Source organism: Neomegalonema perideroedes DSM 15528, assembly GCF_000374145.1.
In the GTDB taxonomy this organism is placed as follows: domain Bacteria; phylum Pseudomonadota; class Alphaproteobacteria; order Rhodobacterales; family Rhodobacteraceae; genus Neomegalonema; species Neomegalonema perideroedes.
Genome location: NZ_KB893654.1, coordinates 841,459 through 857,796 on the forward strand (window position 1 = coordinate 841,459; position 16,338 = coordinate 857,796).

General features: G+C 67.7%; 15 protein-coding genes. 7 read left to right on the forward strand and 8 right to left on the reverse strand.

Annotated features, from left to right (window positions below):
- Positions 1-368: 368 nt before the first annotated feature.
- The 7 genes from B161_RS0111130 to B161_RS0111160 are packed head-to-tail and all read left to right on the forward strand — an operon-like array spanning position 369 to position 6,315.
- Positions 369-1,379 (forward strand): AAA family ATPase, encoded by a 1,011-nt coding sequence (locus B161_RS0111130; protein WP_018633480.1) that lies wholly within the window; start codon positions 369-371, stop codon positions 1,377-1,379.
- Positions 1,363-2,211 (forward strand): DUF58 domain-containing protein, encoded by an 849-nt coding sequence (locus B161_RS17870; RefSeq protein ID WP_018633481.1) that lies wholly within the window; start codon positions 1,363-1,365, stop codon positions 2,209-2,211. The genes B161_RS0111130 and B161_RS17870 overlap by 17 nt, the downstream gene beginning before the upstream one ends.
- Positions 2,198-2,569 (forward strand): hypothetical protein, encoded by a 372-nt coding sequence (locus B161_RS18945; protein WP_018633482.1) that lies wholly within the window; start codon positions 2,198-2,200, stop codon positions 2,567-2,569. Before B161_RS17870 ends, B161_RS18945 begins: the two co-directional genes overlap by 14 nt.
- The gene (locus tag B161_RS0111145) at positions 2,566-3,531 is read left to right on the forward strand and encodes a VWA domain-containing protein (protein WP_018633483.1); all 966 of its coding nucleotides are present in this window, start codon (positions 2,566-2,568) and stop codon (positions 3,529-3,531) included. The genes B161_RS18945 and B161_RS0111145 overlap by 4 nt, the downstream gene beginning before the upstream one ends.
- On the forward strand, positions 3,528-4,490 hold the full coding sequence (locus tag B161_RS0111150) for a vWA domain-containing protein (protein ID WP_018633484.1): 963 nt from the start codon (positions 3,528-3,530) through the stop codon (positions 4,488-4,490). Before B161_RS0111145 ends, B161_RS0111150 begins: the two co-directional genes overlap by 4 nt.
- Positions 4,487-5,086 carry a hypothetical protein gene (locus B161_RS0111155; RefSeq protein ID WP_018633485.1) on the forward strand — a complete coding sequence of 200 codons (600 nt, stop codon included), beginning with the start codon at positions 4,487-4,489 and terminating at the stop codon, positions 5,084-5,086. Before B161_RS0111150 ends, B161_RS0111155 begins: the two co-directional genes overlap by 4 nt.
- Positions 5,080-6,315, forward strand: coding sequence for a BatD family protein (locus B161_RS0111160; protein ID WP_018633486.1), 1,236 nt, complete (start codon positions 5,080-5,082; stop codon positions 6,313-6,315). Before B161_RS0111155 ends, B161_RS0111160 begins: the two co-directional genes overlap by 7 nt.
- Positions 6,316-6,525: 210 nt before the next feature.
- Here the strand turns inward: B161_RS0111160 and B161_RS0111165 are convergent, their stop codons facing one another.
- From B161_RS0111165 to B161_RS0111200, 8 genes are all read right to left on the reverse strand, one after another.
- Positions 6,526-6,807, reverse strand: a complete 282-nt coding sequence (locus tag B161_RS0111165) for a formate dehydrogenase subunit delta (protein WP_157755610.1) — start codon at positions 6,805-6,807, stop codon at positions 6,526-6,528.
- Positions 6,794-7,630, reverse strand: a complete 837-nt coding sequence (gene fdhD / locus B161_RS0111170; protein WP_018633488.1) for a formate dehydrogenase accessory sulfurtransferase FdhD — start codon at positions 7,628-7,630, stop codon at positions 6,794-6,796. The genes B161_RS0111165 and fdhD overlap by 14 nt, the downstream gene beginning before the upstream one ends.
- On the reverse strand, positions 7,630-10,524 hold the full coding sequence (gene fdhF, locus B161_RS0111175) for a formate dehydrogenase subunit alpha (protein WP_018633489.1): 2,895 nt from the start codon (positions 10,522-10,524) through the stop codon (positions 7,630-7,632). Before fdhF ends, fdhD begins: the two co-directional genes overlap by 1 nt.
- Positions 10,521-12,047, reverse strand: coding sequence for a formate dehydrogenase beta subunit (locus B161_RS0111180; RefSeq protein ID WP_018633490.1), 1,527 nt, complete (start codon positions 12,045-12,047; stop codon positions 10,521-10,523). The genes fdhF and B161_RS0111180 overlap by 4 nt, the downstream gene beginning before the upstream one ends.
- Positions 12,044-12,532, reverse strand: coding sequence for a formate dehydrogenase subunit gamma (locus B161_RS0111185; protein ID WP_018633491.1), 489 nt, complete (start codon positions 12,530-12,532; stop codon positions 12,044-12,046). The genes B161_RS0111180 and B161_RS0111185 overlap by 4 nt, the downstream gene beginning before the upstream one ends.
- Before the next feature lie 115 nt (positions 12,533-12,647).
- Positions 12,648-13,523: a substrate-binding domain-containing protein gene (locus B161_RS0111190; RefSeq protein ID WP_018633492.1), complete on the reverse strand. Its 876-nt coding sequence runs from the start codon at positions 13,521-13,523 to the stop codon at positions 12,648-12,650.
- Positions 13,520-14,095, reverse strand: coding sequence for a c-type cytochrome, methanol metabolism-related (locus B161_RS0111195; RefSeq protein WP_018633493.1), 576 nt, complete (start codon positions 14,093-14,095; stop codon positions 13,520-13,522). The genes B161_RS0111190 and B161_RS0111195 overlap by 4 nt, the downstream gene beginning before the upstream one ends.
- Positions 14,096-14,337: 242 nt before the next feature.
- Positions 14,338-16,176 carry a methanol/ethanol family PQQ-dependent dehydrogenase gene (locus B161_RS0111200; protein ID WP_018633494.1) on the reverse strand — a complete coding sequence of 613 codons (1,839 nt, stop codon included), beginning with the start codon at positions 16,174-16,176 and terminating at the stop codon, positions 14,338-14,340.
- Between the last annotated feature and the right edge of the window lie 162 nt (positions 16,177-16,338).

The following is a 16,338-nucleotide window of genomic DNA, read 5'->3' on the forward strand; positions in this document are numbered from 1 at the left end:
AACCTCCGCCCTGGGGCTGAGGCTTCAGGCGGACCACCCGGGGGTTCCCTGAAGGCGTGACGACGCAGGGCGCGGCGAGGCTCGCCGGACGCTCGACGCCTATACATCCGGCGTGTTCGGCTCAGGTCAAGCCCGCCATAGAGCCTATTGGGGGTCGGGCGCGCGATTTTCGCGCGATTTCCTCACTTCATCGCCGCGCGTCCGCGATTCATGACGGCGCCGGGATCTTCCGGCGCCCTTTCTTATCTCCTTCTTAAGGTGGAGGCCGGAGAGGCGCGCGACGGGTGGCGCCCCGCGCGCGACGGCGCCAAGATGGTCGGCGAAAGGGCCGCAGAACGCCCGTCGTGAAGAATTTCGGGAGGAAGACCATGGACGCCGTGAAGGCGCCCGCCGCCGCCGAGGCGCCGGCGCGGCTGGCCGCGTGGATCCGCGAGGGCCTCATTGGCCATGAGCATCTCGTCGAGCGTTTGATGATCGCGCTTCTGGCGGGCGGACACGCCTTGATCGAGGGGCCGCCGGGCCTCGCCAAGACCCGCGCCGTGCGCCGTCTGGCCGAAGGGCTGGATCTGGGCGGAGATTCGGAGGAGGCTTCAGGCGGGGCCGGGGGCTTCGCCCGCGTGCAATGCACGCCGGACCTCATGCCCTCCGATCTGATCGGCGCGCAGGTCTTCCGCCGCGCCAGCGAGGAATTCGACTTCGTTCAGGGGCCTTTGTTCCATTCTCTCCTGCTCGTGGACGAGATCAACCGCGCCCCGCCGAAGACGCAATCCGCGCTGCTGGAGGCCATGGCCGAAGGTCAGGTCACGGCGGGCGGCGTCACGCGGCTCCTGCCGGATCCCTTCATGGTGGCGGCCACGCAAAACTCCATCGAGCATGAGGGCACCTTCCCCTTGCCGGAGGCGCAGCTCGACCGCTTTCTCCTGCATGTGAAGCTCGATCTGCCCGGCGCCGAGGCCGAAAGGGCGATTCTCGACCTCGTGGAGACCGAAACCCGCGCCGACGCGCCTGCGCCGCCGCCTTTGCGCCTGACCTCCGCCGAAATCCGCGCGGCCAAGGCGGCGACGGCCCGTGTGCATCTGGCGCCGCCGCTGAAAGACTATATCGTGCGCCTGACCATGGGCGCCCGCGAAACCGGGGGCGGGCCTTTGGAGGGGCTGATCGCTCACGCCGTTTCGCCGCGCGGGACTTTGGCTCTGGCGGCGGCGGCGCGGGCGCGGGCCTTGCTCCATGGCCGCGGCCACGCCCTGCCCGAAGACGTGGAGGCCCTCGCGCCCGACGCTCTGGCCCATCGGCTCATCCCGAGCTGGCGCGCCTCCGCCGAGGGGGTGGATTCCCGCGAGATCGTCGCGCGGCTGCTGGCCCATGTCCGGCCTTACTGAGGTCTCCGCCGAGGCGCTCATGGCGCTGAGGGGGCGGGCTCTGGCCGGGCGCCGCGAGGCTCCGGCTCTGGCGCGGCGTCCGGGGAGCGCGCCCGCCCGTCCGCGCGGGCAGGGCCATGAGATCCGCGAATTGCGGCCTTACGTCGAAGGCGACGATCCGCGCTGGATCGACGCCGCCGCCACCGCCCGCAGCGGCGCGCCGCAGGTCCGCGCCTTTCATGAGGACCGCGACCGCGCTTTGACGCTCATCGCCGATTTCCGCCGCCCGATGCTCTGGGGCGTGGCGCGGTTTCGCTCCGTCGCCGCCGCCGAGGCGCTGATGATCGAGGCATGGCGCGCGCTGGAGGAGGGCGGGACCGTCGCGGCGGCGGCGCTGACGGAGGCGGGGCTGCTCTGGCGGGCTCCGGCTGGACGGGCGCGCGGGGCGGCTTTAGTCGCGGGATTTCTGGAGCGCGCCCATGCTTCGGCTCTGGCGGCTTCGGCGCTGACGGAGGGGTCTGCGCGCGAATTGGCGCCGGATCTTCTGCGCGCGGCGCGTCTGGCCCCTCGGGGCGCGAGCCTGTTGCTCGCCAGCGCCTTCGACCGCCCCGGCGCGAGCCTCGACGCGGCCTTCGGCGAGATCCGGCGGCGGGGGCCTTTGCGGGTTCTGCTCGCCACGGAGGATTTCGAGCGCGCGCCGCCCACAGGTCTGCTTCCCTATCTCGACGAGGCGGGAGAGGCGGGATTCGGGCGTTTCGACGGGCTTCCGGCGCGTCTGGCGGCGCTGAAAAGCTCTCTGGAGCGTCAGGGGCTGCAAGTCTCCGAGATCGGAGGCCCAGATGGAGCCGCTTGACCCCATCCGCGATCTGCATCCGCCGCGTTTGCCGGAAGGCTTCGCGGGGCTCGGCTGGCCGGAGATCGCCACGGCTTTGGGCTTGGGGCTTCTGGCGGCCTTGCTGCTCTTCGAGGTCGCGCGGCCATGGCTGAGGCTGAAGCGCCGGGCGAAGCTTGAGGATCGTCTGAAGGCTTTGCGCGAAGCTCCCGCCGAGACGCGGATTCTCGGGCTGATGGAGCTGGCGCGGAATCTCGGCCTGACGCCGCCCGAAGATTTGCGCGCGGCGCTTTACGCTCCCGCCGAAGCCTCCGAGCGCGCGGCTCTGGCGGATCGCCTCGAAGCCGCTTTGCGCGCCCTGCGAAAGGCGCGGCCATGATCGGGGATTTCGCCTTCTCGACCCCTTGGGCCTTGCTGCTGGCGCCTTTGCCTCTGGCGATCCGGCTTTGGGCGCCGCCCCGCGCGGCGGCTTCGGGCGCTCTGGAGCTGCCGGAGGGGCTGGCCTCGGCGGCGCGGCCCTCAGGTCCGGCGGGCGAGGGCGGGGCGGGGGCCCTGATGCTGCGGATGTTGCTCTGGCTGGGGCTGGTTCTGGCTCTGGCGGGGCCGCAGCGGCTGGAGGCGGTTCCGGACGTCAGCGCTTCGGGCCGCGACATCATGCTGGCGCTGGATCTCTCCGGCAGCATGCTGATCGAAGATTTCGACCTCGACGGCGAACGCGTCTCGCGTCTGGAGGCGGTGAAGCGCGTAGCCGCCCGCTTCGTGGAGGGGCGGCGCGGCGACCGCGTCGGGCTGACGCTCTTCGCGGACCGGGCCTTCGTGGCGGCGCCTCTGACCTATGACCTCGCGGCGGCGCGTCAGGCGGTGGAGGAGGCGCAGATCGGCTTCGCCGGACGCGCCACCGCGCTTTCCGAGGGCCTCGGGCTGGCGCTGAAGCGGGCGGCGGCCTCCGAAGCCCCGAGCCGCGTCATCGTGCTGCTCTCCGACGGGCGCGACACCAGCCGCCGCATCGAGGCGGCGCAGGTGGCGGCTCTGGCGGCGAGCCACGGCGTGCGCATCCACAGCATCGCCCTCGGGCCGGAGGATCTGGAGACCCGTCCCGCCTCGCGCGACGCGGTGGATTCCGCCGCCTTGCGCCTCATCGCCGAGGAGAGCGGCGGGAGAAGCTGGCGCGTGCGCGGCATGGAGGATCTCGAAGCCATGGCCGAGGAGCTGGACCGGCTGGAGCCCAATCCCTCCGGGCGTCCGCCGGTGACCGTGGCGCGGCCTTTGTGGATCTGGCCCGCCATGGCGGCTTTTCTGGCGGCTCTGGGGCTGGGGATCTTGCGGGAGGCGCGGCGATGACGGGCGACGTCCTTATGTTGCGGCCTTGGTGGCTGCTGGCGATTCCGCTGCTGGCGGCGGCGGGCTTCTGGGTCTGGCGCCGCCGCCGCGCCGGGGCCTGGGCCGCCCTCCTCGCGCCGGAGGTCCGCGCGAAGCTTCAGGAGATGGGCCGCTTCGCCCCCGGAGGCCGCGATCTCGCGGTTCTGGCGCCTCTCGCGGCGGCGGCCCTGACCGCCCTTGCTCTGAGCGGTCCGGCGCGGCTGCGGCTTTCCGAAACGAGCTATGAGCGCGTGGATCCGATCCTCATCGCCTTCGACCTTTCGCCTTCCGTGGCGCGGAGCGAGAACCTCGCCGACGCCCAAGCCGCCGCCGCATGGATCCTCAGTCGCGCCGAGGGCCGCCCCATCGGTCTGATCCTCTACGCCGCCGACGCCTATCTGGCCAGCGCCCCCACCACCGACGCCGCGACGCTCGAAACCCTCATCGGCGCTTTGGGGCCCGACACCATGCCCGTGACCGGCAGCCGTCCGGATTTCGCTTTGAATCAGGCGCGGGCGCTCTTCGGCGAGGCGGGGGCGGCGACGCGTCCGGGACTTTTAGGCGCGGATATTATTTTCATCAGCGACGGCGCGGGGATCGGCCTCCACGCCGAGGAGGAGGCCGCGCGGCTCAAGGCCGAGGGCGCGCGGGTCTGGGCTCTGGGTCTGGACCGCCCGCCGCCCGAAGGCGCCCCCCCCGCCGATCCCGAGGCTTTGCGGCGTCTGGCGGCGGCGGGCGGCGGGGCCTTCGCTCCGGCCCGCGATCCCGGCGCCGCGATGGAGGCGATTTCCCGGGCGCGGCGGGGCGTTCTGGCGCGGAGTCCGCTGGCGCCTCAGGCCTTCGAGGATTTCGGGCGCTGGATTCTGCTGGCGGCTCTGCCTTTCGCGCTGATCCTCTTCCGGCGCGAGGCCCCGATCCGCAGGACAGGAGGCGCGTCATGAGGCGCTTGCGGCTTTGGCTGGCTCTGGCGGGAGCGGCGGCTCTGGCGGCGGGCGGCGCGGCGGGGGCTGGAAAGCTGGCTTTGGTTCTGGGGGCGCCGGGGCTGGCGGCGAAGCTGATCTCCGATCCGGCGACGCGCGGCGCGGCGCTTTATCAGGCGGGAGACTACGCCGCCGCCGACCGCGCTTTCGCCGAAGCCGGGCGCAGCTCGACCTATAACCGCGGGCTCTCTCTGGCCGCCACGGGGCGTTACGCGCTTTCGGTGGCCTATTTCGACGCGGTCCTTTTCGCCAATCCCGTGGACGCCCAAGCCCGCGACAATCGCGCGGTGGTTTCGCGCTATGCGCCGGTGGTGGTCGGCGAGAGCGACGGCAAAGGGCGCATCGCGGTGAAGGTCGCACAGCCCTCGGGGCCTCCGGTCGAGAGCTTTTCGCATCTGCGCAAGCCTCTGGACGAGGGCGGCCGCGTGGCGGACGACGCTTGGCTGGAGGGACTCGCCGATGATCCGGGCGAATTCCTGCGTCTGCGTCTGGCCGATGAGAATCAGCGCCGGATTTCTCTGGGCTTCGTGCCCCATGAGGGAGGAGACCCATGGTGAGGCTGGCTTTGCTGATTCTGTCGCTCTCCGTCTGCGCCGCTCAGGCCGAGGAGGGCCTCGGCGAGAAGACCCTGAGCTTCGTGCCGCATCCCACCTCCTCCTCGATCATTCAGGGCGAGATGGTCTTGACCACCCTGCGCGGAATCTATGACCGCAAGATCGCTCTGGAGAAGATGACCCTCTCGCCCTCGGCGGATTTCGACTGGATTCAGCTCGGCCCCGACCGCTGGCGCGAGGAGCGCATCGAAGGCCGCGCCTTTCTGACCTTCGAGCGGCCCTTGGCGATTTTTCCCAAACATGGGGGGCTCTCGAATTTCGGCCCCGCCGAGCATGATCTGACCATCATCACCGCCGCCGGAGACCGTCAGCCGATGACGGTCAAGGCGCAGCCTCTGACGCTTTCGGTCTCGCCCATGCCTGAGGAGCCCATCGACAGCCCCCATGGGATGCATGGCCTGACGCCCTATGAGCGCGAAACCGCATGGCGCTTCGCCTCTTCGCGGGTGGAGGCCGAGGAGAGCTTCAGCGCCGATCCCTCCGCGCTGAAGGACGGCGAGACCGTGACCCGCACCGTGACTCTGCGGGCTTGGGGCGTTCTGCCGGAGATGCTGCCGCCGCGTCCGGCCATCGACGAGGAATGGCTCATCACCTTCACCACGCCCACCGAGCGCCGCCTTGAGCGCACGCCTCAGGGCCCGGTGGCGACGGTGGTCTGGCGCTGGAGTTTTCGTCCCGAGACCGGCGAGCCGGGGGTGATCCGGGCGATCCCCATTCCCTTCTTCAACACTCTGACCCGCGAGATGGACCGCATCGAGATTCCCGCCATGTCCATCGGCTACGCCAGTTTCGCCAGCTCGCAGATTCAGGGCGGCGAGACCTCTCCGGCCAGCCGCTGGGGGACGGTTCTCGCGCTGCTGCTCGGCATGGGCGGAGGTTTGGCGCTGCTCGGGCGGAGCTACGCCCCGGAGCGGACGGGGGCTTTCGGCGCGGCTTGGGCGCGGCTGCGCCGGAGGCTGGCGCCGGGGCCTTTTCTGCGGCTCAGGGCGGCGGCGCGCGGCGGCGATCTTCTGGCTCTGCGCGGGGCGGCGGAGGCTTGGCTCTCGGCCCGCGAGGCGCAGAGCCCGGCGCGTCTGGCGCGGCTGGAGAGCCTCGACCGGGCGATTTACGGCGGCGGCGCGGAGAATTTCGACGCCTCCGCCTTTCTGAAGGGGTTTTTGCGCGGGCGCTGAGCATTTTCCAGCGAGGCCGAAGGCTTCGCGTCGCGAAAATGCGACCACAAAAAAGGCCGATGCATTTTCCAGCGAGGCCGAAGGCTTCGCGTCGCGAAAATGCGACCAAATAAAAGGCCGATGCATTTTCCAGCGAGGCCGAAAGGCTTCGCGTCGCGAAAATGCGACCACAAAAAAGGTGGAAGCCTTGGGAGGGCGTTTCAGGAAGGCTCAGGCGCCTTCGGGCGGCGGCTTGCGGATGAGCGGCGCGGCCTCATGCACGAGCGGGCGCAGAGCCTCCGGCCTCTCGGCCAGAAGTTCGAAGAGCTTGCGCCTCATGCGCGGCTCCCAGAAGTCGTTGATATGCGAGGCCAGCCCCTCGGCGGGAATGAAGTCCCTCCGCGTCTCCATGGTCTTGGCGATCTGATTGGCCATATGGATCAGGCGCGCCGCAGGATCGGCGTGGGCTTCGGCGTCAGAGGAGGCTTCAGAGGAGGTTTTAGAGGACGACATGGGCCGGGTTCTCCAGCAGAATGCGGCGCGGATGGGCGAAAATCTCGAAGCGATCCTCTCGGGCGAGGGCGGCCAGCGTGAGCCCCGCCTCTTCGGCCATGGCCACGGCGGAGGCCGTCGGGGCGGAGACCGCCAGAATCATCGGCGCGCCCAAAGCCGCCGCCTTCTGCACCATGTCGATGGAGACGCGGCTCGTCAGGACCAGAGCGCCCGAAAGGCCCTCTCCGAGGCCGCGCCGCGCCAGAGCCCCCGCCAGCTTATCGAGGGCGTTATGGCGGCCCACGTCCTCGCGGGCGAGGGTCAGGCCCGCGCCCGGCTCCCAGAATCCCGCCGCATGGACCGCCCGCGTGACGTCGTGCAAAGGCTGATGGGCGCGCAGGGCCCGCATGGCTTCGAGGATCTCCTCAGGGCGGATGCGGAAATCGGAATCCGGCGTTTGGCGCGGCTTGCGGGCGGCCTCTTCAAGGCTGTCGATGCCGCAAAGCCCGCAGCCCACCGGCCCGACCATGCTCCGCCGACGCGCGGTCAATCTGGCCTCGGCCTCGTCCTTCAGCCAGATTTGCAGATCCACTCCCAAGCTGGTCGGCTGGACCGTGACGCTCTCGATCTCCTCGGGGCGCGCTATGCCCTCGGTGAGCGCGAAGCCATAGGCGAAATCCTCCAGATCCTGCGGAGAAGCCATCATCACCGCCTGAGTCGAGCCGTTGAAGCTCAGGGCGATGGGGGTTTCCTCCGGCAGCAGGCGCTCGCTGGCCGCAACCGCGCCGCCCGCATAGAGAATCCGGGCGGCGGGGCGATGAGTCTTCGGAATCTCCTCGGACATCATTCCGCCGCCGGGAGGATCCGCCTCGCGGCCTCGGCCTGAAGGTTATATTCCTTCTGCCATTCCGAAGGCCCGTTGGAGGGCGTGATCTGCACCGCCGTCACCTTATATTCCGGGCAATTGGTCGCCCAATCCGAGAAATCCGTGGTGACGACGTTAGCCTGAGTGTCGGGATGATGGAAGGTGGTGTAGACCACCCCCGGCGAGACGCGATCCGTGATCTTGGCCCGCAAGGAGGTCTCGCCCGCCCGCGAGGCCAGACGCACCCAGTCGCCTTCGCGGATTCCCCGCAATTCGGCGTCATGGGGGTGGATCTCGAGAAGATCCTGATCATGCCACATCACGTTCTCGGTGCGGCGGGTCTGAGCGCCCACGTTATATTGCGAGAGGATGCGCCCCGTAGTCAGCAGCAGCGGATAACGCGGCCCGGTCTTCTCATCGGTCGGGATATATTCGGTGCGGATGAATTTGCCGCGTCCGCGGACGAAGCCCTCGACATGCATGAGGGGCGTGCCTTCCGGCGCCGCCTCGTTGCAGGGCCATTGCACTGAGCCGAGGGCGTCGATCTTCTCATAGCTCACGCCCGCGAAGCTCGGGGTGGTGACGGCGATCTCCTCCATGATCTCGCTGGGATGCTGGTAGCTCCAGCCCGCGCCCATGGCGTTGGCGAGCATCTGGGTGATCTCCCAGTCGGCGTAGCCGTTGCGCGGAGACATGACCTTGCGCACGCGGTTGATGCGGCGCTCGGCGTTGGTGAAGGTGCCGTCCTTCTCCAGGAAGGAGGAGCCCGGAAGAAAGACATGGGCGTAATTGGCGGTTTCATTGAGGAAGAGGTCATGCACGATGACGCATTCCATCGCCGCCAGCCCCGCCGAGACATGTTTGGTGTCCGGATCGGATTGCAGGATGTCCTCGCCCTGACAATAGAGCCCCTTGAAGGCGCCTTCGACCGCCGCGTCGAGCATGTTCGGAATGCGCAGGCCCGGCTCAGGGTCGAGCGTCACGCCCCAGAGCGCTTCATAGACCGAACGGGCGGCCTCGCCCTTCACATGGCGATAGCCGGGAAGCTCATGGGGGAAGCTGCCCATGTCGCAGGAGCCCTGCACGTTGTTTTGGCCGCGCAGAGGATTCACCCCTACGCCGGGGCGTCCGATGTTGCCGGTCAGCATGGCCAGATTGGCGATGCCGATGACGGTGGTCGAGCCTTGCGAATGCTCCGTCACGCCGAGGCCGTAATAGATGGCGGCGTTGCCGCCCGTGGCGTAGAGCCGGGCGGCCTTGCGCAGCTCCTCCGCCGGAACGCCCGTGAGCATCTGGGTGGCTTCGGGGCTATGGCGCGGCTCGGCGACGAATTCGACGTAATCCTGAAATTCGTCCCATTCGCAGCGTTCGCGGATGAAGGCTTCGTCGAAGAGCCCTTCCGTGACGATCACATGAGCCAGAGCCGTGACCACCGCCACATTGGTTCCGGGGCGCAAAGGCAGATGATGCGCCGCCTTGATATGGGGCGACTTCACCAGATCCGTGCGGCGCGGGTCCACCACGATGAGCTGCGCGCCTTGGCGCAGGCGCTTTTTCATGCGGGAGCCGAAGACCGGATGGGCGTCCGTCGGATTGGCGCCGATGACGAGGATGACGTCGCTTTGCTCGACGGAGTCGAAATCCTGCGTGCCCGCCGAAGTGCCGTAGGTCTGGCCGAGGCCGTAGCCGGTCGGGGAATGGCAGACGCGGGCGCAGGTGTCGGTGTTGTTGTTGCGGAAGACGGCGCGGGTCAGCTTCTGCACCAGATAGGTTTCTTCATTGGTGCAGCGCGAGGAGGTGATCACGCCGATGGACTGACGCCCGTATGTCTCCTGAAGTCCGCGCAGGCGATTGGCGGCGAAGCTCAGGGCCTCTTCCCATGAGACTTCGCGCCAAGGCTCGTCGATGGTCTCGCGGATCATCGGATTGAGGATGCGGTCCTTATGGCTGGCGTAGCCATAAGCGAAGCGGCCCTTGACGCAGCTATGGCCGCGATTGGCCTTGCCATGCTTCCAAGGCACCATGCGCACGAGTTCGTCGCCGCGCATCTCGGCCTTGAAGCTGCATCCGACGCCGCAATAAGCGCAAGTCGTGATCAGCGAGCGGTCGGGATCGGGCGTGCCGATCTCGATGACCGATTTTTCCTGAAGCGTGGCGGTCGGGCAGGCTTGGACGCAGGCGCCGCAGGAGACGCAGGCCGAGGACAGGAAATCATCGAAGACGGCGCCCGCCGAAACCCGGCTGTCGAAGCCGCGCCCGGCGATGGTCAGCGCGAAAGTGCCCTGAACCTCCTCGCAGGCCCGCACGCAACGCGAGCAGACGATGCATTTCGAAGGATCATAGGTGAAATAGGGATTGCTCTCGTCCTTGGGCAGGAAAAGCGGATTGGCCTCGCCGCCATTGGCGCGGGCGCGGAAATGTGTCTCTTCGGCCTCGTAACGGACTTCGCGCAGGCCCACGGCGCCCGCCATATCCTGCAATTCGCAATCGCCGTTGGCCGAGCAGGTGAGGCAGTCGAGCGGATGATCCGAGATGTAAAGCTCCATCACGCCCTTGCGGAGCTGCTTCACGCGCTCGGTCTGGGTGTGGACCTTCATGCCGGGCGTCACGGGCGTGGTGCAGGAAGCGGGAGTCCCCGCGCGGCCCTCGATCTCCACGAGGCAGAGCCGACAGGAGCCGAAAGATTCGAGGTTGTCGGTGGCGCAGAGCTTGGGCACCGCGATTCCGGCCTCGGCGGCGGCGCGCATGACGCTCGTCCCTTCCGGGACCGTCACCTCGAAGCCGTCCACGCTCAGGGTGACCATCTTTTTCGACCGGGAGGCGGGCGTGCCGAAATCGCGGTCGGTCAGGTCGGGGATGATGAGGTCCTTCATTCCGCAGCCTCCTGAGCGCGCGCGAAATCTTCGGGGAAATGCGTCAGAGCCGACATCACCGGATAGGGCGTGAAGCCTCCCAACGCGCAGAGGGAGCCGGATTTCATCGTCTCGCAAAGATCTTGCAGAATCGCCACCGCGCGACGGTCTCCGCGCGCGATGCGGTCGACGGTCTCCATGCCCCGCACGGCGCCGATGCGGCAGGGGGTGCATTTGCCGCAGGATTCCACCGCGCAGAACTCCATGGCGAAGCGCGCCATCTGGAGCATATCGGCGCGGTCGTCGAAGACCACAAGGCCCGCATGGCCGATCAGGCCGCCCTGTCCGGCGTATTCCTCATAGCCGAAGGGGGTTTCGAAGAGCGCCTGCGGGAAATAGGCCCCGAGCGGCCCGCCGATCTGCACCGCCTTGACGGGGCGCCCGGAAGCCGTGCCGCCGCCGATGTCCTCGACGATCTCGCGGAGGCTCAGGCCGAAGGCGACTTCGAAGAGCCCGCCATATCTGACGTTCCCGGCGATCTGGAGCGGAATGGTGCCGCGCGAGCGGCCGATTCCGAAATCCTTATAGAATTGCGCGCCCCGCGCGAGGATGATCGGGACCGTCGCCAAGGAGATGACGTTATTGACCACCGTCGGGCGCCCGAGGAAGCCTTGCAGCGCCGGGAGCGGCGGCTTGGCGCGCACGATCCCGCGCTTGCCTTCGAGCGAATTCAGGAGAGAAGTCTCCTCGCCGCAGACATAGGCTCCTGCGCCCACGCGGATCTCCATGTCGAAGGCGCGCTCCGAGCCCAGCACCGAGCGCCCGAGCAGCCCCGCCGCCCGTCCGATCTCCACGGCCTTGCTCATCACGGCCACGGCGTCGGGATATTCCGAGCGGATATAGACGTAGCCTTGCTCCGCGCCCGTGGCCAATCCGGCGATGATCATGCCCTCGATCAGGGTGAAGGGATCGCCCTCCATGATCATGCGGTCGGCGAAGGTGCCGCTGTCGCCTTCATCGGCGTTGCAGACGATGTATTTGCGCGGCCCCGGAGCCTCCGAAACCGTCTTCCATTTGATTCCGGTGGGGAATCCGGCGCCGCCGCGTCCGCGCAGACCCGACTCCGTCACCTCCTGCACGAGGGCGGGCTTCTCCATCTCCAAAGCCCGGCGCAGACCCGCGAGGCCCTCGTGGGCTTCATAATCGGCGAGGCTCAGCGGATCGATCACGCCGCAGCGGGCGAAGGTCAGGCGCGTCTGGCGCTTCAGCCAAGGCAGATCCTCGGTCTTGCCCAAAGCCAGAGGATGGGCGGCGGGATCCTCGAAAAAGGCGGGGACGGCCTCGGGCGTCATGGGGCCGAAGGCGAAGCGGCCTTGCGGCGTCGCCAGTTCGAGCAGAGGCTCCAGCCAGATCATGCCGCGCGAGCCGTTGCGGATCAGCTCCAGCGCGATTCCGCGTTTTTGGGCCTCGGCCTTCAGCGCGGCGGCGACCTTCTCGGCGCCCAGAGCCTTGGCGGCGGCGTCGGCGGGAAGATAGAGCTTCATGCGCGCGCCTCCTGCAGCAGAGCGTCGAGGGCCGCCTCGTCCAGCCGCGCCCGCAATTCGCCGTCGAGCATGGCGGCGGGAGCGCAGGCGCAGAGCCCAAGGCAGAAGATCGCCTCCAGAGTCACGCGGCCGTCGGCGCTGGTCTCGCCCCAGTCGAGGCCGAGCTTTTCCCGCGCCCGCGCGCCCAGAGCCTCCGAGCCCATGGATTGGCAAGCCTCGGCGCGGCAGATCTTGAGCACATGGCGCCCGGCGGGGGCCTTGCGGAAATCATGATAGAAGGAGATCACGCCATGGACTTCGGCGCGGCCCAGATTCAGGCCGTCGGCGATGACCTGCACGGCGTCTTCAGGCACATGGCCGAATTCATGCTGAATCTCATGCAGAATCGGCAGGAGCGGGCCTTCGCGTCCGGCGTTGGCCGCGACGATCTCGGCGATCCGCGCGCCGACGGCCGAAACTTGGGCTGGCGAAGACGTGAGAGTCACGCTGGCGATCCTCCATGGTTTTGAGGCCGGATCATTTTCTCCGGCTGGGCCGCGCTTGCAAGTCATCTCTCCGGAGGAGGCGAAAGCTCCTCCGCTCGCCCCGCCCTTCGGGTCTTCAGGTGGGCGGCGTGAAAGGCGCCGAGCGTCTCGGCGCGGCCTGAGGCGGCTCCTTGAGCTTGGTTCCGTAATCATCGAGGATCGGGACGCCCGCCTCGGTCAGGATGCGGTCGATCTCGGCCTGATTGCGGCGGATGAGCGAATTCAGCTCATGCTTCCACTCCAGTTCGCCCGCCCGAACGCCCATGGTGATGCGGTAGAACAGCCTCGGCGTCCCCGGTTCGCTGAGCAGAGGCTGCGCCGTCAGGCCCTCGCGGGCTTTGACCAGCGGCCCGCCGATGGGCCCCCAGAGGACGGCCGCGTCGATCGCGCCCGCTTCGAGATCGTCGAGCATCTGCCCGGCGGGATCCTCGACGCGCCGGTCGACCACGAGATTATAGCCCTTGGCCAGCCCGATCATGCCGCGCCGCGCCAGATGGGTGGCGGGCGGAGATCCCGCCACCACGCCGATCTTTTTCCCGTCGAGCCGGGAATCCGCGAAGCTCGCGGCCCCCGCGAGATCGCTGTCGTCGCGGGTGATCAGCACATGGGTCGAGGTGTAGTAATGATTGGTGTTGAGGACCAGCTCATGGCCTTGGGCGTAGCCGATCACCAGATCGCAGCGCCCCGCCTGAAGCGTCTGGCGGATGAAGCCGGTGACCATGGGAAACCACGTATAGCGCAGGGGCGTCCCGCGCTTTTCGGCGATGAGTTCGGCGATCTGGTTCTCGAAGCCCGTCCCCTCGCGGTTCGACATCGGAGAATTGGCCGGATCGGCGCAGACCCGCAGCGAATCCTCCGAAACGAGGTCGGCGACCTGCGCCTGGGCGGGTCCGCAAAGACCCGCCGTCGCGCCCAGAGCCAACAGCAGCCGTCCGAGCGATCTGCGCGTCATCCCTCCATGCACTCCTTTTCGAGATCCGAATAGGCGTCCGTCTTCTGCTCGCGTTTGGCGGGGCGTCCGCGGGGCAGAGCGTCCACGCCGCGGGCGCGCAGATAGCTGTAGATGTCGTCAAGATAGCACATGACGTTCTTATTCGTGCCGAAAGCGGGCATGACCGAATTGCCGCTGGCGCCGGTCACCTGCCGACCGCTGGCGACGACTTCGAGGAAGGCGTAATAATCCAAATTCAGCGCGGAGTTCTTCAGCGCGGGGGCGTAGGTGGAGCCTTCGCCGTCGGGGCCGTGGCAGACGTGGCATTCCGCATGATAGCGGCGGAAGCCCGAAAAGGTCGGCCAATCGAGCTCGCCCTTGTCGTTGATGTTGAAGGTGGGGACGTCCTCCGCGTTGAAATAGCGGATGCCGTCGTTCGAAGCGGCGGCCACGTCCACGTCCTCGCGGTGCTTTTGCTCGGCCAGCGCCGCGCCCGCCGCCAGAACGCCTAAAAGGGCCGCGGCGGCCGCGGATCTGAGCCGCGGCGCGCGCCGGGCCGAAGCGGTCGAGAAGCTGAGGCTTTCAAAAGCCATTGGCGAATCCTCCCAAGTTTTTGGTTTTGCCGAAGTCTAGTCCCGGAGCCGCCTGCGCCGAAGTCAGCCTTTTGGTGGGATTCTCTCCTGCGGCGTTTGGGAAAACCTCCTGAGCTTCACAGGAGGATCGCGCCGGATGGGGCGGCCGGCTCGGCCGGACTCGCGTCGCGAAAACGCGAACGCGCCGCCCTTTGGGGGCGGCGCGCGGGAGGTTTCAGGAAAAGCCTCGCCGGGAGGGCGGGTCAGTTCGGCAGAGCGAAGACGGTCAGCTGTCCGCCGAGCGCCGTGTAGTCGGAGAGGGCCGCATAGCCGCCCACGGCGCCGAGGCCGTCGTTGGCGTTGGTCAGACCCGCCGCGAGGCCGATGCCCGCCCAGCCGCCGACGCCCGAGAGCACGCCGATATATTGCTTGCCCTTATGCTCGTAGGTCATGACGTTGCCGATGATGCCCGAGGGGGTCTTGAAGCGGTAAAGCTCCTCGCCCGTCTTGGAGTCCACGGCCTTCAGATAACCTTCCAGCGTGCCGTAGAACACGATGTCGCCCGCGGTGGCCAAAGCGCCCGACCAGACCGAGAAGCGTTCCGGCAGAGACCAGGCGATCTTGCCCTGAGTGGCGTCCCAGGCGATGAAGTTGCCCATGCCGCCATGGCTGTCGGGGGCCGGATACATCGAGAGGGTCGCGCCGACATAGGGCTGTCCGGCGGTGTAGCTCACGCGGAAGGGCTCGTAATCCATGCAGACGTGGTTGGTCGGCACGTAGAACAGGCCGGTCTTCGGCGAGAAGGCCGAGGGCTGCTGATCCTTGGAGCCGAGCGCCGCGGGGCAGATGCCCGTCGAGTTCACGTCTTCGCCGTTCTGCTCGGTGGAGAATTCGGCCACGACCTGAGGGCGGCCGTAGGTGGCGGAGGCGGGGTCCATGTCGACATGGGTGGCCCAGTTCACCGCCGGATCGTATTTCTCGGCGACGAGCAATTCGCCCGTCAGACGGTCGAGGGTGTAGCCGAAGCCGTTGCGGTCGAAATTGACCAAGAGCTTGCGCTCCACGCCGTCGATCTCCTGATCGACGAGGAGGTTCTCGTTGATGCCGTCGTAATCCCATTCGTCATGGGGGGTCTTCTGATAGAACCAACGCGCCACGCCGGTGTCCGGATCGCGGGCCATGATGGTCATGGACCATTTATTGTCGCCGGGGCGCTGCGAGGGGTTCCAGGTCGAGGGGTTGCCGGTGCCGTAATAGACGAGATCGGCCTCAGGATCGTAGGTGAACCAGCCCCAGGTCGTGCCGCCGCCGATCTTCCATTGATCGCCTTCCCAGCTCTCCAGCGAGGAATTCGCGCCGACCGGCTTGCCGAGGACCGTGGTCTTCTCGGGATCGACGAGCATCTCGTCGTCCGGGCCGGTGGAGTAGGCGCGCCAGGCCATCGAGCCGTCGGAGACGTTATAGGCGGTCACATGGCCGCGCACGCCGTATTCGCCGCCCGAAATGCCGACGATGACCTTATCCTTCACCGGCAGAACGGTGGTGGTGTTGGTCTCGCCCTTGGCGGGATCGCCGTTGACGACGCTCCATTTCACGTCGCCGGTCTTGGCGTCGAGCGCGACGAGGGTGGTGTCCGCCTGATGCAGGAAGAGGACGCCGTCGGCGTAGGCGAGGCCGCGATAAACCGTGTCGCAGCACATCACGCCGATGACTTCGGGATTCTGCTGGGGCGTATAGCGCCAGAGGATGCGGCCGTCGTCGTTCAGGTCGAGGGCGTAGACGGTGTTCGGGAAAGGCGTATGGACGTACATGACGTCGCCGACCACCAGAGGCGAACCCTCATGGCCGCGCAGAACGCCGGTCGAGAAGGTCCAAGAGACCTGAAGGTTCTTGACGTTCTCGGCGTTGATTTGGTCCAGCTCGGAATAGCGGTTGCCCGCGTAGTCGCCGAGCTGCATGGTCCATTGCTTCGGGTCGTCCTGGAGCGCGAGCAGGCCGTCGTTCGCAAGGGCGGGCGCGAGGGCGGGGCCGAAGAAGGCCGCGCCGGAAAGGGCGGCTCCAAGGAATGCGGCCTTGGCGGCGCGCATGGCGGATCTGGTCATGAATCTCCCTCCGAGAGACGCGCGCCGAAAAGCCGCGCGGACGTTCCTGCCTAAAGCGAAGCCGCCCGCCTCACGAGGGAGGCTTGATTCCTGCGGCTTCTTATTCTTTTCTTATTTGAATCCGTAAATCGCCCTGCGTCAACATGAAGGGCCGCGCTTCCC

Bases quoted from the DNA above. Each gene is read 5' to 3' on its own strand.
- B161_RS0111130 (WP_018633480.1), top strand. From the start codon at position 369: ATGGACGCCGTGAAGGCGCCCGCCGCCGCCGAGGCGCCGGCGCGGCTG.
- B161_RS17870 (WP_018633481.1), top strand. From the start codon at position 1,363: ATGTCCGGCCTTACTGAGGTCTCCGCCGAGGCGCTCATGGCGCTGAGG.
- B161_RS18945 (WP_018633482.1), top strand. From the start codon at position 2,198: ATGGAGCCGCTTGACCCCATCCGCGATCTGCATCCGCCGCGTTTGCCG.
- B161_RS0111145 (WP_018633483.1), top strand. From the start codon at position 2,566: ATGATCGGGGATTTCGCCTTCTCGACCCCTTGGGCCTTGCTGCTGGCG.
- B161_RS0111150 (WP_018633484.1), top strand. From the start codon at position 3,528: ATGACGGGCGACGTCCTTATGTTGCGGCCTTGGTGGCTGCTGGCGATT.
- B161_RS0111155 (WP_018633485.1), top strand. From the start codon at position 4,487: ATGAGGCGCTTGCGGCTTTGGCTGGCTCTGGCGGGAGCGGCGGCTCTG.
- B161_RS0111160 (WP_018633486.1), top strand. From the start codon at position 5,080: ATGGTGAGGCTGGCTTTGCTGATTCTGTCGCTCTCCGTCTGCGCCGCT.
- B161_RS0111165 (WP_157755610.1), bottom strand. From the start codon at position 6,807: ATGTCGTCCTCTAAAACCTCCTCTGAAGCCTCCTCTGACGCCGAAGCC.
- fdhD (WP_018633488.1), bottom strand. From the start codon at position 7,630: ATGTCCGAGGAGATTCCGAAGACTCATCGCCCCGCCGCCCGGATTCTC.
- fdhF (WP_018633489.1), bottom strand. From the start codon at position 10,524: ATGAAGGACCTCATCATCCCCGACCTGACCGACCGCGATTTCGGCACG.
- B161_RS0111180 (WP_018633490.1), bottom strand. From the start codon at position 12,047: ATGAAGCTCTATCTTCCCGCCGACGCCGCCGCCAAGGCTCTGGGCGCC.
- B161_RS0111190 (WP_018633492.1), bottom strand. From the start codon at position 13,523: ATGACGCGCAGATCGCTCGGACGGCTGCTGTTGGCTCTGGGCGCGACG.
- B161_RS0111195 (WP_018633493.1), bottom strand. From the start codon at position 14,095: ATGGCTTTTGAAAGCCTCAGCTTCTCGACCGCTTCGGCCCGGCGCGCG.
- B161_RS0111200 (WP_018633494.1), bottom strand. From the start codon at position 16,176: ATGACCAGATCCGCCATGCGCGCCGCCAAGGCCGCATTCCTTGGAGCC.